This window comes from Bradyrhizobium sp. ISRA430 (assembly GCF_029909975.1).
GTDB lineage: Bacteria > Pseudomonadota > Alphaproteobacteria > Rhizobiales > Xanthobacteraceae > Bradyrhizobium.
This window is the reverse complement of record NZ_CP094516.1, coordinates 1,543,850-1,557,956: the sequence shown is the minus strand read 5'-3', so window position 1 is coordinate 1,557,956 and position 14,107 is coordinate 1,543,850. Positions and strand designations below refer to the sequence as shown.

Annotated in this window: 14 protein-coding genes; 6 read left to right on the top strand and 8 right to left on the bottom strand. The window is 64.5% G+C overall.

The window, feature by feature from the left end; all coding sequences use genetic code 11:
* Positions 1-10 precede the first annotated feature (10 nt).
* A complete protein-coding gene (locus MTX21_RS08005) occupies positions 11-1,051 on the bottom strand; it encodes a LysR family transcriptional regulator (protein WP_280964268.1) in 1,041 nt (346 codons plus the stop codon).
* A gap of 71 nt (positions 1,052-1,122) precedes the next feature.
* On the opposite strand from MTX21_RS08005, the gene MTX21_RS08000 reads away from it, so the two are divergent.
* From MTX21_RS08000 to MTX21_RS07980, 5 genes are all read left to right on the top strand, one after another.
* Positions 1,123-1,740, top strand: a complete 618-nt coding sequence (locus tag MTX21_RS08000; protein WP_280964267.1) for a hypothetical protein — start codon at positions 1,123-1,125, stop codon at positions 1,738-1,740.
* On the top strand, positions 1,727-2,347 hold the full coding sequence (locus MTX21_RS07995; protein ID WP_280964266.1) for a GNAT family N-acetyltransferase: 621 nt from the start codon (positions 1,727-1,729) through the stop codon (positions 2,345-2,347). Before MTX21_RS08000 ends, MTX21_RS07995 begins: the two co-directional genes overlap by 14 nt.
* A gap of 25 nt (positions 2,348-2,372) precedes the next feature.
* Positions 2,373-2,954 carry an isochorismatase family protein gene (locus MTX21_RS07990; RefSeq protein ID WP_280964265.1) on the top strand — a complete coding sequence of 194 codons (582 nt, stop codon included), beginning with the start codon at positions 2,373-2,375 and terminating at the stop codon, positions 2,952-2,954.
* A gap of 28 nt (positions 2,955-2,982) precedes the next feature.
* Positions 2,983-3,153 (top strand): hypothetical protein, encoded by a 171-nt coding sequence (locus MTX21_RS07985; RefSeq protein ID WP_280964264.1) that lies wholly within the window; start codon positions 2,983-2,985, stop codon positions 3,151-3,153.
* 139 nt (positions 3,154-3,292) lie between these two features.
* Complete coding sequence (locus MTX21_RS07980; protein WP_280964263.1) at positions 3,293-4,675, top strand: aspartate aminotransferase family protein; 1,383 nt, start codon at positions 3,293-3,295, stop codon at positions 4,673-4,675.
* Between the two features lie 75 nt (positions 4,676-4,750).
* On the opposite strand, the gene rnd is transcribed toward MTX21_RS07980, so the two are convergent.
* Positions 4,751-5,899 carry a ribonuclease D gene (gene rnd / locus MTX21_RS07975; protein WP_280964262.1) on the bottom strand — a complete coding sequence of 383 codons (1,149 nt, stop codon included), beginning with the start codon at positions 5,897-5,899 and terminating at the stop codon, positions 4,751-4,753.
* 355 nt (positions 5,900-6,254) lie between these two features.
* The gene (locus tag MTX21_RS07970) at positions 6,255-7,154 is read right to left on the bottom strand and encodes a LysR family transcriptional regulator (RefSeq protein ID WP_280964261.1); all 900 of its coding nucleotides are present in this window, start codon (positions 7,152-7,154) and stop codon (positions 6,255-6,257) included.
* A 104-nt stretch (positions 7,155-7,258) separates the two neighbouring features.
* On the opposite strand from MTX21_RS07970, the gene MTX21_RS07965 reads away from it, so the two are divergent.
* Complete coding sequence (locus MTX21_RS07965) at positions 7,259-8,248, top strand: zinc-dependent alcohol dehydrogenase family protein (RefSeq protein ID WP_280964260.1); 990 nt, start codon at positions 7,259-7,261, stop codon at positions 8,246-8,248.
* Between the two features lie 77 nt (positions 8,249-8,325).
* On the opposite strand, the gene MTX21_RS07960 is transcribed toward MTX21_RS07965, so the two are convergent.
* The 5 genes from MTX21_RS07960 to MTX21_RS07940 all read right to left on the bottom strand — a co-directional run bounded on the left by MTX21_RS07960 (position 8,326) and on the right by MTX21_RS07940 (position 14,029).
* Positions 8,326-9,645, bottom strand: coding sequence for an ABC transporter substrate-binding protein (locus tag MTX21_RS07960; RefSeq protein ID WP_280964259.1), 1,320 nt, complete (start codon positions 9,643-9,645; stop codon positions 8,326-8,328).
* 11 nt (positions 9,646-9,656) lie between these two features.
* Entirely contained in the window at positions 9,657-10,526 is an 870-nt protein-coding gene (locus MTX21_RS07955; RefSeq protein ID WP_280964258.1) for a carbohydrate ABC transporter permease, read from the bottom strand.
* Positions 10,523-11,473, bottom strand: coding sequence for a sugar ABC transporter permease (locus MTX21_RS07950; protein ID WP_280964257.1), 951 nt, complete (start codon positions 11,471-11,473; stop codon positions 10,523-10,525). The genes MTX21_RS07955 and MTX21_RS07950 overlap by 4 nt, the downstream gene beginning before the upstream one ends.
* A 1-nt stretch (position 11,474) precedes the next feature.
* Positions 11,475-12,323 carry a phosphodiesterase gene (locus MTX21_RS07945; RefSeq protein WP_280964256.1) on the bottom strand — a complete coding sequence of 283 codons (849 nt, stop codon included), beginning with the start codon at positions 12,321-12,323 and terminating at the stop codon, positions 11,475-11,477.
* Between the two features lie 227 nt (positions 12,324-12,550).
* On the bottom strand, positions 12,551-14,029 hold the full coding sequence (locus MTX21_RS07940) for a protein adenylyltransferase SelO (protein WP_280964255.1): 1,479 nt from the start codon (positions 14,027-14,029) through the stop codon (positions 12,551-12,553).
* Between the last annotated feature and the right edge of the window lie 78 nt (positions 14,030-14,107).

The following is a 14,107-nucleotide window of genomic DNA, read 5'->3' as shown; positions in this document are numbered from 1 at the left end:
TCGCGCACTCTTACGTCGGCGTCGCCGCGACGTAGCCGGTCAGGCCAAACCCCTCGCGTGCGGTCGCCATCATCGGAACCAGCGCGTTCGGATGGATGAATTCATCCCGGAAACAGGGATAGGTCCTGGGATCAAAAATCTTCTTCAACCAGTCGACCACGATTTTGTGCCGCTCCGAGGTGCGGAACTCCTTGTGATAGGTGAGCCAGAGATCGGCGTGGTGGCTGACACCGAGATCGACGGCGACGAGCGATGCACCGAGCGCGATCGAGACCGTCGGCAGGAAGCCGATGCCCGCGCCGCGCTCCACAGCATAGAGCACCCCGACCGAAGAGTTGGTCTTGATCCCGACGATGCCCTCCAGCGATGTCAGTCCGAGCACGCGGGCGTAGGCACCATCGTCGACCTGCGGCGCGCTCTGCTTGATGATCCGGTGATTCATCAATTCGGCGAGCGTCGCGGGCACGCCATAGAGGCTCTGATAGTCCTTCGAGACGAAGGGATAGATGTGCAGCCGGCCGAGCTTGGTGACGATCAGGTCGGGATTGGTCGGCGGCTCGAGCTGGATCGCGATGTCGGATTCCAGCCGCGCGACATCTGCCTGCTCCATCGCGCAGCGCAGTTCGACGGTGATCTTGCGATAGGTCTTCTGGAAATCGATCAGGCGCGGCAGGATCCAGAAATTGCCAGGGCCCTCAGTCACCGCGACGCGCACGGTGCCGGCCGTATCGTTCGACGAACGCGAGGCGCGGCGAAATACGTTGAAGGCGTGACGTTCCATGTGGGCGACGTCGGCAATCATTGCGGTGCCTTCGTCGCTGAGCGTGAGCCCGCTCTGATCACGCAGGAACAGCTTGCAGCCGATGCTCTCTTCAAGCCGGTCGATCCGGCGCATCAGCGTAGTGGACGTCAGGCCGAGTTCCTCGGCCGCGTTGCGAAAACTTTTAAACTTTGCGCACGCTAAAAACAGTTTCAAATCGTCCCAAGACGCATCCAGGACTTCTTCACGGTGCTGCGTCATCGCAGCACCCCGGTGCAATAGTTGCTGCATACTCCTGATCCCCAACCGCTAAGCTCGTTGTCATAGCGGGGCACGAAAACGACGAACGATAGAGGGGCGACATGGGTATGGAAAGGGGCTCGTTCGCCGCAAGGCACGATTTTGACTCGCTGGCCCTGAGCCCGGAGATCGATGTCCGTTGTGCGCAATTCTCGGAAATTGCGACGCTTTCTGAGATGGCGCGCCGGCAGGTGCCGGGCGTTCGGATCGGGGCAGCGGAGCTCGCACGCTACTTCGCTTTCGATCCCCAGAGCCTCCTGACCTTCAGCCGGAAGGGGCGCCTGCTTGGCGGCATCGCCTTCCTGTTTCTCAACGACCGTGGGCACGATGCGCTGTTGCTCGATGAAATCTGCTTGACCGCGCCCGACACGCGCCACCTCGCCGCTGCCGACGAGGAGGTGTCTGCCATCTATATCTGGGCGATTGCGGCCACAGGCCGCGGCATCGCTGGTCTCGGCAAGGCCGCGGCGCATCTGCGTCAGCAGCGGTTTCGTAGTGCGGATTGCTACGCTCAGCCGTCGACTGTCGCAGGACGCGACATCATGAAGGCGACGGGCTTCGAACCTGTCGCCAGCTTCCAGCCCGATCTCTGGTGTTACGAGCGGCCCTGGAACAGGCAGCCGCTGCGCATGCCGGGCTCGATCATCCAAGCAAGGAGTTTTGCAGATGCACGGCACTAGGATTCCTCTCGCCAAACCGGACTCCCGCGCCATCACGGTCAGGATCGCGCGCGATCCCAGCGATCTCATGCTCGTCACTTCGATCCGTTCCGCGGTTTATCTCGCCGAGCAGGACTGTCCCTTCGAGGAGGAGTTCGACGGCAACGATCTGGTAGCGGCACACTTCATCGGCTTCGTCGGAAACGAGCCGGCGGGTTGCCTGCGGGTGCGCTTCTTCGGCGAATTCGCCAAGGTCGAGCGGCTCGCTGTCCGTCACCAATATCGGCGCTCGCGCGTCTCGTTCAAGCTGGTGCAGGCGAGCGTCGACTATGTGAAGCGCAAGGGGTTTCGCAAGATCTACGGCCAGGCGCAGGACCGGCTGGTTGATTTCTGGGCCCACTTCGGCGCCAAGCCGCTGGGTCACAACCGCAAGATCACGTTCTCCGATTTCTCCTACACCGAGATGGTGCTCGAGATCGAGCCCGGGCCGGACGCGATCACGCTCGATAGCGATCCCTATGTGATTATTCGCCCCGAGGGCGACTGGGACCGGCCGGGCGTGCTCGATGCCTCGGCCGGGCGAGCGGTGACCTCGCCGTTGCGTGATCTCGCGCTGGGCGATCGTTGAAATTGAGACAGCCGCAAGCAAAAAAATGCAGGATTCCGTCCACGACGATCCGCCGATCCTGGTCTGCGCGGATCTCCAGGTCGAATATCTCACCCAGGGGCGCCGCCACGTCATCCTCGACGGCGACGCCGCCATGTCGCGTTGCCTGGAGCTCTTGACACTGTGGCGTGACAATCTCTGGCCGGTGATGCACCTGAAGCGCATCGCGCAGGCGGCCTGGTTCAATCCGGCATCCAAGCTGACCGATTGGATTGCGGAGGCGAAGCCGCGGCCCGGAGAGATGACATTCGAGCACCCGCTGCCCTCGGCCTACAGCTCGTCACGATTTGTCGACTACATGTCCAATATCCGCTCGGCCCGGTGCGTGCTGTTCGGTTTTTCCCTGGACGAGACCATACTGGCGACCGTCGTCGACGGTTTTCACCGCAGCCATCGCTACCAGGTGGTCGGTGACGCCGTGGCCTGCCGACAGCCGGGCGCCGGCGATGCCGCCGCCTACAAGCAAGCGGTGGTGAATGTCATCGGCAATTTTGCTACAATCCGGACGAGCGCCGAACTGATCAGGACCAGCGGCGCCATCGCGACCCAGGCGGGCGCGACCGGATAGGCGAACCAAGACCAGGTGGACTAAGACGTTGTCGCGTGGGGACGAGCTGAGGGAGCTGGTGGGCGAGCTGTCGCGCGCTGCCGAGAAGGCGCGCCGGCTCAGCCTGCCCACGACCGTCTATCTTCTCTCGATGGCGCTCGTCGAGGTGAAGGAGGCCACTGAGGCCGCCGATGGCGATGATGATGACGGAGCGGCCTGAACGTGGCACGGCACTGCTTTCTGCATCGCTGCCGGGCATTTGCTGCTGACGAAATGGCGTTGCAACTTCTGTAGTGTCGCAATAGCCAAGTGATGACGCTGGCCGCGCCGGTGATGTGAAGCCCTGAGGATCTCCGAAAATGTCGATGCTGCCCAATTCGCAAGAGGCCCGGGATGTGGCCTATCAGCTCCATCCCTATACCAATGCGCGCACCCATCAGCAGGCAGGTCCGCTGGTGATCGAGCGCGGCGAGGGGCCTTACGTCTTTGACGCGACGGGCAAGCGCTATTTCGAGGCGATGGCGGGGCTATGGAGCGTCGGGCTCGGCTTCAATGAGACGCGGCTGGTCGAGGCCGCGTACCGCCAAATGCAGGCCCTGCCGTTCTATCATACGTTCTCCGCGAAATCGCATGGGCCCTCGATCGATCTCGCCGAGAAGCTGGTCGCGCTCGCGCCGGTGCCGATGAGCAAGGTGTTCTTCACAAATTCCGGCTCGGAAGCCAACGACACCGTCCTGAAGCTGATCGCCTATCGCTCCAACACGCTCGGCCAGCCGCAGCGCAAGAAGGTGATCAGCCGCCTGCGTGCCTATCACGGCGTCACGATCGCTTCCGCAAGCCTCACGGGCCTTCCGAACAACCATCGGTCCTTCGACCTGCCGCTGCCGAACATCCTGCACACGGGCTCGCCGCACTTCTACAAGGACAGCGCGCCGGGCGAGAGCGAGGAAGCCTTTGCGACGCGGCGGGCCGAGGAGCTGGAGGCACTCATCATCAAGGAAGGCCCGGAGACGATTGCAGCCTTCTTCGGTGAGCCAGTGATGGGCGCGGGCGGCGTCATCGTGCCGCCGGCGACATACTGGGACAAGATCCAGAAGGTCCTGAACAAATACGACATCCTGCTGGTCGCCGACGAGGTCATCTGCGGCTTCGGCCGCACCGGCAAGATGTTCGGCTGCGAGACCTACGGCATCAAGCCCGACGCGATGGTGGTCTCCAAGCAGATCACCTCGAGCTATTTCCCGCTGTCGGCGATCATCCTGAACGACCGCATGTTCGAGCCGATCGCGGACGAGAGCAACAAGATCGGCGTACTCGGCCACGGCTTCACCGCCGGCGGCCATCCCGTCGGCTCGGCCGTGGCGCTGGAGAACCTCAAGATCATCGAGGAGCGCGGCCTGGTCGCGCATGCGGCCGAGACGGGCGTCTATCTGCAAGGCAAGCTGCGCGAGCTCGCCGGCCATCCGCTGGTCGGCGAGGTCCGCGGCGTCGGCATGATCGCCGCGCTCGAGCTCGTGCTGGACAAGCGGCGCAAGACCGCCGCAGCCACGCCCGGTGCCGTCGGCGGCATCGCCAGCCGTATGCTCCAGGAGCGCGGCGTGATCTCGCGCAACATGCTCGACGCCATCGCCATCTGCCCGCCGCTGATCGTCAACAAGGGCCAGATCGACGAGCTCGTCACCACGATCGCCGGCGTGCTGGATGATATGAAGGCGGAGGCGGCGAAGCTCACGCCGGCGTAAAGTCGGCGCATCTATCGATAGATCACGCGGTATGGGTCCTGGCCTTGGCCAGGACGACATCGGGGGGATCTCGGCCTACGCCCGCTTGACGCCGATCACGCGGCCTTTCTCGATCGCCAGCGCCAGCTCGCCGCGCTTGAGTTTCAATGCGGCTTCGCCGAACAGCTCGCGGCGCCAGCCGTGCAGGGCGGGCACGTCGGCTTCATCGTCGGCGGCGATCTGCTCGAGCTCATCCACGGTTGCGATCACCTTGCTGGCCACCGCGTGGCGCTCCGCGGTCATGCGCAACAGCACCTTCAACAGCTCGACGATTGCCGCGCCATTGGCGTTGTTGCGCGGCTTCTCTAGCTTCGGCAGCGTGGAAAAATCTCGCGCCAGCCCACGCTCGACGGCGGCGACGATGTCCGCGCCCCATTTGGATTTCTCAAAACCCTTCGGCACCGAACGCAGATGAGCGAGCTTCTCCAGAGAGGTCGGCGCGTGCGTTGCGATGTCGCTAATCGCCTCGTCGCGCAGCACGCGGCCGCGCGGCACGTCGCGGCTCTGCGCCTCCTGCTCGCGCCAGGCCGCGACCTCCATCAGCACCGCAAGGTCCTTGGGCTTGCGCACCCGCGTCTTCAGCCGCTCCCAGGCGCGCTCGGGGTGGAAGTCGTAGGTGCGGGGCGAGGTCAGGATCTCCATCTCGATCGAGACCCATTCGCTGCGGCGGCGCTTCTTGAGGTCGGCGTCGAGCGCTGCGAACACGTCGCGCAGATGCGTGACGTCGGACACCGCGTAATGCATCTGCTCCTTCGTCAGCGGCCGGCGCGACCAGTCGGTGAAACGGTGGGTCTTGTCCGGCCGGTGGCCGGTGACCTTCTCGACGAGCTGGTCGTAGGCAATGCTGTCGCCATAGCCGAGCACCATGGCGGCGACCTGGGTGTCGAACACCGGATGCGGGATGATGTTGGCCTGGTGCCAGATGATCTCGATGTCCTGGCGGGCGGCATGAAACACCTTCAGCACGTTCTCGTTGGCCATCAGCTCGAAGAACGGCTTGAGGTCGATGCCCTCGGCCAGGGCGTCGATGACCACGGCCTCCTCGGCGCTTGCCATCTGCACCACGCACAGCAGCGGGTAATAGGTGGTCTCGCGCAGGAACTCGGTATCGACTGTTATGACGGGGTGCTTCGCCAGCCGGCTGCAGGCAGCCGCGAGGTCAGCGGTGGTGGTAATCAGATCCATGAACGGCCCATGAGACGTATATCAGCCGTTCTGCCGAAAGTGCTGTGATGTCAAGGGGCTCGTAGCGAATTCGAGCCTTGCATTGGACCGGAATCGCTCGAGCCGGCCGAAAATCCTACTCGTAGCGGATCCGCTGCGAGGGTTTGCGGGCACACGGCAGCGCCACCACGACCACGCACATTGCGACCAGCGCCAGTCCCAGGAACTCGAAAACCAACAGATCCACGGCAAAATCCCCCGAAGGAACCGTTAGACTTGTCGGGGCGGTGTTGAGGGTCTGTTAATTCTCGTGGTTACCGGCGGCTGGACGGGTCGAATGGTGGACGAGAGGTTAACTGGGGCGAGAGCCCCACCGTCACGTCGTGAGCTTCGGCAGGGCGGCAGCCAACGTATCCACGGCAGCGCGGACCTTCGGCGGCATCTGAGGCGAGCGCGGCCACAGCGCGTGGCAATCGTAGAGGAATTCCGCCCGGCCTTCGAAGAGTCGGACGAGGGCGCCGGCTTGGAGGCGTTCGCGGACGAGCCAGTAGGGCAGCCAGACGAGCCCCATTCCGCGTGTCGCGGCATCGGCGATGGCTTCGAGATCGTCGAGCCTCAGCCTGCCGGTCGGTACGACCTCGCGCGGGGGCTGGCCCTCGCACGGAAACAGCCACGGGCGGACGCGCCCGGAGCGGCGATAGATGATCGCCTGATGCCGCGCCAGATCGTCGATCGATTTCGGCCTGCCGTGGGCGCGGAGGTAGGACCGCGCACCGCAAACCACCATGCGCTGGCGGGCGATACGCCGCGCGATCAGGCCGGACTGGTCGTCGAGATCGCCGGTCCGGATCGCGAGATCGTAACCGGCCTCGATGAGGTTCGCGATCGGATCTCCAAATGAGAGATCGAGCTCCAGCGCCGGGTATTTCCGCGCGAGCTTGAGCAGCAAGGGGGCGATGCAATGCCGCCCCAGCAGGGCCGGCATGGTCACGCGCAGTCTGCCGCGCGGTTCGCTCTGCTGGCCAGAAGCGACGGCGTCGGCGGCCTCTGCTTCCGTGAGCACGGCGCGGCAACGCTCATAATAGGCCTGGCCGGCATCGGTCAGGCTCTGGCGTCGCGTGGTCCGGTTCAGGAGACGAATGCCGAGCCGCTCTTCAAGGAAGCGGACATGCTTGCCGACCATGGGGCCGGACATCTCCAAAGCATCGGCCGCGGCCGCGAACGAGCCGAGGTCGACGGCCTTGACGAACGCGGCCATGCTGGTCAGGCGGTCCATGATTGCAAACTCTTGATTTCGACTGTTTGGCGTTCAAGACGATTTATCCGCTCCGACGCGGTTGCCATAGCTCCATTCGATTCAATTGTTTTGGAGTTGTGCCCATGGCGCGAGTCGTTCGTTTTCACCGGCATGGCGGCCCCGAAGTGTTGCGTATCGAGACCGTCGATATCCCGCCGCCGGCACGCGGCGAGGTTCAGATCCGGGTCAGGGCACTGGGGTTGAACCGTGCCGAAGCGCTGCTGCGATCCGGGACCTATATCGAGCCGGCGACGTTTCCCTCGGGCCTTGGTCTCGAGGCCGCAGGCACCGTCGAAGCCATCGGTGAAGACGTGAGCGGCTTTGCCCACGGCGATGCCGTCAGCATCGTGCCGCCCGTGTCGATGGTGCGGTGGCCGGCTTATGGCGAGCTCGTGACGTTCCCTGCAGAGCTCGTCGTGAAGCATCCGCCCGTGCTTGCCTTCGAGGCGGCGGCTGCTGTGTGGATGCAGTATCTCACGGCGTTTGGCGCGATCATCGACATCGCCGGGCTCGATCGCGGCGAGGTCGTCGCCATTACGGCCGCATCGAGCAGTGTCGGGCTTGCTGCAATTCAGATCGCGAACCGCATCGGCGCAGTTCCGGTCGCCCTGACGCGAAGCTCGAACAAGCGACAGGCCTTGCTTGATGCGGGAGCCGCCGACGTGATCGCGTCGACCGAAGAGGACATTCGATCGCGGCTCGCAGACATCGCCGGTTCAAAGGGCGTCCGGGTGGTGTTCGACGCGGTCGGCGGCCCAACGTTCGAGCCGCTGACCGCGGCCATGGCGCCGGGCGGGATCCTGATCGAGTACGGCGGGCTGAGCCCCGAGCCGACGCCGTTTCCGCTCTTCAACGTTCTCAGCAAGAGCCTGACACTGCGCGGCTACCTGGTGCACGAGATTATCCGCGATCCCGCGCGGCTCGCGCGGGCAAAGGCGTTCATCCTCGAAGGACTATCGGACGGCTCATTGAAGCCGATCATCGCAAGGACGTTTCCATTCGAGGAAATCGTCGAGGCGCACCGTTTCCTGGAGTCGAACACGCAGTTCGGCAAGATCGTTGTGACGATCTGAGCGGGCGCGTTCCCGAAAACGCATTCGGCGCCCCGCATGACGGGGCGCCGAAGCTTGCTTGCGCGATGTGACCGGCCTCAGGGAAGCTTCAGCGAGGTCTCGGCGTTGTACGGCTTGAGCAGCTCGTCGGCGGCCTTCTGGGCGGCGGCGAGGGCCTCCTTCGGCTGCTTCTTGCCGTTCAGAACGAGCATCACCTCATCCTCCAGCGTCTTGCGCACCGGCACCGTCTTGTAGGTCGCGAACCAGGGCTTTGCGACATCGAGCTGCTCGACGGCGGTCTTGGCGTCCGGGTTCTTGCTGAGGAAGTCGATCATATCGGGCGTCTTGTAGGCGGCCATGTTGGGCGCGAAATAGCCGGTGGCGCGGCTCCACCAGGCGCTCTTTTCGGGCGAGGTCATCCACTTGATCAGCGTCCAGGCAGCCTTCTGCTTGTCGGCCTCGAGGCCCGCCGGAATGATCAGCGAGGCGCCGCCGATCGGCACCGCGTTGCGGACGTTGCGCGGGATGAAGGCAACCTTGTAGGCGAACTTGGCGTTGTCGCGCACGTAGGTCAGCGAGCCCGTCGACAGCATCATCATCGCGGCATTGCCGGAGATGAAGGAGGTGCTTACGGCCGGACCGGGCGTGGCACCCGGCGCATGCACCTTGTGCTTGGTGACGAGGTCGTTCCACCAGGTGAGCGCGCCGAGCATCGAGGGCGTATCGTAATAGACTTCGCCGCCGAACTCCTCGTTGTAGTAGCGCCCGCCATTGGACATGGTGAGCGTTTCCATCATCCAGCCGCAATAATCATAGGCGCAAGGGATGGCGATGCCCCAGCGCGTGACCTTGTCGCCTTCGCGCCTGGTGAGCTTCTTGGCCCAGTCGGTCAGCTCCGCCCAGGTCTGCGGCGGCTTGTTCGGGTCGAGCCCGGCTTCCTTGGCCTGCTCGGCGTTGATGTAGAGCAGCGGCGTCGAGTTGTGGAATGGCACGCCGTAGACCGAGCGATTGATCACTGCGTTGCCCTGCAGCGCCGGGAAGAACTGGCCCAGGAACTGCTCCTTGGTGGTGCCGTCGGCAGCAATCAGGGAATCGAGATTGGTGAGCTCGTTCTCGATCTGCATGTCGAGCAGGAAATTGGCCGACATGATCACGGCAGCCGGCGGCTTGCCGGCCTTGATCGCGGCGCGGGTCTTGATCAGCGTGTCGTCATAGGAGCCGGTGTAGACGGCGGTCGCCTTGATGTCCGGATGGGTCTCGTTGAACTCCTTGATCAGCGTGCCCATGTCGCGGGCGAGCTTGCCGTCGACGGGGACCGGGAAGAACAGGTCGATCTCGGTCGGACCTTCGGCCAGCGCCGGGAAGGCGAGGGCGCCTGCCATGGCGAGGCCGAGCATGAGCCTGCGGGAGAACAGCATCGAAAAATCTCCTATTTGATGCCTGAGGTGACGAAAGAGCTGATGAAACGCTTCTGAAAGATCAGGAAGGTGATGAGCAGCGGCGCGATCACCATCAGCGTGCCCGCGGCGATCGTGCCCCAGGCCTGGGTGCCTTCGGCCGTGGCGGTGAAGACGGACAGTCCGACCGTGAGCGGCCGCTTGTCCGGCGAATTGATCACCATCAGCGGCCACAGGAAGTCGTTCCAGTGGCTGGTCACGGAGATGATGGCGAAGGCGGAGAAGCTCGGCAGCGACAGCGGCACGTAGATGTGGCGGATGCGCTGGAGCAGACCGGCGCCGTCGATCAGCGCGGCGTCCTCGAGCTCGGTCGGGATCGCTTCAAAGGCCTGTCGCATCAGGAAGGTGCCGAAGGCCGAGGCGAAGAACGGCATCATCACGCCGGTGAGCGTGTCGTAGAGGCCGAGCTGCGCCACGAGCCTCAAGTTCGGCACGATCAGCAGCACCGGCACGAGCATGAGCTGCATCAGGAACAGATAGAAGATCAGCGTCTTGCCGGCGAAGGCGAGGCGCGCAAACGCGAAGCCTGCCAGCGTGATCGTGACGAACTGCACCAAGAGGATGCCGGTGCAGATGAAGGTGGTGTTGAGGAAGTAGCGCGGGAAATCGCCGATCTCCCAGGCATCCCCGATGTTGTCCAGCGTCGGCTTCACGCTCGGCATCAGCTCGGCCATCGCGTTGATGCCCTCGGAAGCGGGGCGCAGCGTCGCCACGACCATCCACAGGAACGGGATCAGCCAGACGATCGCGAACAGCACCGTCAGTGCGAAGCCGAGCTTCGGCGTGATCTCCCGGCGGGTGGCGAGCGGGGCGTCCTCGAACAAACCCTTGAACAGCTTCATGGCCCGCCCTCCCGGTTCGCAAGCGTCCGGAAGGACAGCGCGGTCAGCGCCATCAGCGCGGCGAGCGTCAGCAGCGTCGCCGCGGAAGCCTTGCCGATGTCGTAATGCTCCACCGCCTGCTGGTAGATGTAGAACAGCACGAGATTGGTCGCGTTCGATGGGCCGCCCTTGGTCATGACGAAGACGTGGTCGACCTGTGTCACCGCATTGAGCGTGGCGATCACCGTGACGAACAGGAAGGTCGGGCGCAGCTCCGGCAGGATGATGTAGCGCAGGCGCATGAACGGACCGGCGCCGTCGAGATGCGCCGCCTCCATGACGTCCTCGGGCACCGCCTGCAGGCCGGCGAGGAAGAACAGCATGTAGTAGCCGGCGTTCTTCCAGATGGTGATGATCATGATCGCGTAGAGCGCGATGTCGGGATCGCCGAGCCAGTTCGGCAGCACCGGAAGCAGGCGGCCGATGTAGTAGTCGAGCAGCCCGACATTGGGCAGGAAGATGAACAGGAACAGCGCCGACGCCGCAACCATCGGGATCAGCACCGGCAGGAACAGCGCGACGCGCAGTGCGCTGGTCACCGCGTTGGTGCGCGAGAGCGCCAGCGCGAACAGCAATGCGAGCCCGATGCTGGGGATCGCGGTGCCGACGGCGTAGACAAGGTTGTTGACGACCGCACCGGTGAAGGAGGGATCAGCGAGCACCGCGCTGATGTTGTCGAGGCCGACGAAGCGAACCGGCGCTTTCGGCGTGGTGCGCTGGTAGAGTGCATCGACGAATACGCGTCCCATCGCGCCATAGGTGAACAGCGCGAGAAAGACCAGTGACGGCAGTAGCAGGAGATACGCCGGCAGCGAGGCCTTGAGACTGGCGGCAAGTCTCCCGAGAGCATGTCGTCGCGGCGGCGCCGAGGTCGCGACCGGGAGAGCCGCGGGTTCAGCGAGGCTCATCTCACCGCGCCACGAAGTTGAGCGCATAGTCGCGGTCCTCCATTCCCGCCGGGGCGGCGAAGGGGAAGCGCAGACTGGTATCGAGGAAGTCGTGGCTGTGCACGACCACGTTCTCCTGGTCGATCAGCACCACGCCATAGGCCGGCGGTTCGTGGCTCGCCAGATGCGGAGCGTTCGGATTGAGTTCGAACCAGACCTGGTGGTTGGTGCCACGCAGCGTCGAAAATGGGATCTTGCCATAGCTGCCGAAAATCGGCCGGTGAACATGGCCGAAGAAGAGGTGGCGAATGCGCGCGCGATAAGGCGCGATCACCTCGGCAAACTCCGCGCTCTGCGCCAGTGCGATCTCGTCCATTGCGTGCACGCCGACCGGGAAGGGCGGGTGATGCATGAACACGACGAACGGCATGTCGGCGGGCGCGGCGGCAAGCGTGTTCGCGAGCCAGCCCAGGCGCTTTGCGCACATCTCGCCCGCATGGCTGGTCTCGTCCAGCGTATCGAGGAAGACGAACAGGCCGTGCTCGGTGGTCCGCGTCCCCTGCACGAAGCCGTTGGGATCGCGCGGCGCCGCCTTCAGGCCGTCGAGGCAGGCGACGCGGCGGTCGTGATTGCCGACCATGGCGATGTAGGGAATTTTGAGCGCGGCCATCGCCTCGGCAAAATTGGCGTAGGACGCAGGCTCACCCCAATGGGTGAGGTCGCCGGTCACGACCGCAAACGCGGCGTCGGACTGGTGCTGGTTGATGTCGGCGATGGCGGCATCCAGCCGGGCGCGCGGGTCGAGCCCATAGAGCTTCAGTCCCGGGCCCGCGAGATGCGTGTCGGTGAGGTGGATGAATTTGAAGGGCATGGCGCGCGTGTCAGGTCTCTGGGAGGACGGTCGCCTCCGGCAAGACGGCCCGCCAGCCGGTTAGAGTGAGAGTGTTTCAGTTTGATGACAGTGGTTGCCGACGCCGCAAATTGTTGGGCAGAACGGCAGATGCGGTCAACCGGGTCGTCTCGCGCTGCGGCATCGAGCCGATCGCGCGAGCACGCGACGAACGCCAGCCTCAAGCAGCGCACGAAGCCGAACCAACCTCACGTCCCGCAGAACGTCCGCAGCACTCGCTGATCCGGCAGCGGAGGATCTTGATAGGCAGCGTACTCCGGCTGATCGCCGTACGGCTTCGCCAGCACCTTCACCAATTCCTCGAACGGCGCGTAATCGTCGTTGTTCATCGCCGCCTGAATCACGGCCTCGACGCGGTGGTTGCGCGGGATAAAGGCGGGGTTGACCGCATGCATGGCGGCTTGTCGCTCGGCCGGTGTCTGCGGCTCCAAGGCGATGCGCTCGCGCCAGCGCTTGGCCCAGTCGTCGAAAGCCGACGGGTCCATGAATTGCGCGCGGACGTCGGCAAGGCCGGCTTCGTCACCTGCGGCATCGCCGAGCCGGCGGAAGGTGAGGGTGAAGTCGGCCTGGTTCTTCGCCATGGCGTCGAGCAGGTCCTGGATGAGCGCGTCGTCGCCGTCGCCCTCAGTGAACAGGCCGACCTTTCTGCGCAGGCCCGCCTGATAGGCCTTGCTGAAGATGTCGGGGAACGCGCCGAGAATGTCCTGCGCTTGTTCGATCGCCTTCTCCTGGTCGTCGGAGAACAGCGGCAGCAGGCATTCGGCCAGGCGAGTCAGATTCCACAGTGCGATGCGCGGCTGGTTGGCATAGGCGTAGCGGCCCATCTCGTCGATCGAGGAAAACACCTGTGCGGGATCGTAGGCATCCATGAAGGCGCAGGGGCCGTAGTCGATGGTCTCGCCGGAGATCGAGGTGTTGTCGGTGTTCATGACGCCGTGGATGAAGCCGACCAGCAGCCAGCGCGCGACGAGATCGGCCTGGCGCGCCACGACGCCGGCGAGCAGCGCATGATAGGGCCGCTCGGCACCGAGCAGCTCCGGATAGTGGCGGGCGATGACGTGATCGGCGAGCTTGCGGACCGCGTCGGTGTCGCGGCGGACGGCAAAAAACTGGAAGGTGCCGACGCGGATGTGGCTCGCTGCAATGCGCGTCAGCACTGCGCCCGGGAGCGCGGTTTCGCGCAGCACGTGCTCGCCGGTGACAACAGCAGCAAGCGAGCGCGTGGTCGGAATGCCCAGCGCGAACATGGCTTCGCTCACGATGTACTCGCGCAGCACCGGACCGAGCGCGGCGCGGCCGTCGCCGCGGCGGGAGAACGGAGTGGGACCTGACCCCTTGAGCTGGATGTCGCGGCGGACGCCGTCCTTGTCGATGACCTCGCCGAGCAGGATTGCCCTTCCGTCGCCGAGCTGGGGCACGAACTGCCCGAACTGGTGGCCGGCATACGCCATGGCGATGGGGTCGGCGCCCGGTGGAACCGTCTTGCCGGCCAGGATTTCGGCGCCTTCGGGGGTCTCCAGGATATCGGGATCGAGCCCGAGCTGGACCGCCAGCGGCCGGTTCAGCTTGATCAGCCGGGGCGCGGCGACGGGCGTCGGCGCGACGCGGGCAAAGAACGTGTCCGGCAGCGCCGAATAGGAATTCTGGAAGGGGAAATGCACCGTCATGGCCTTAAAGATAGGCTCGGAACGCCGATCGGCAAAGGCTTGTGCCCTGATGGGCCAAAAATGGACGTTCCGGGCCCA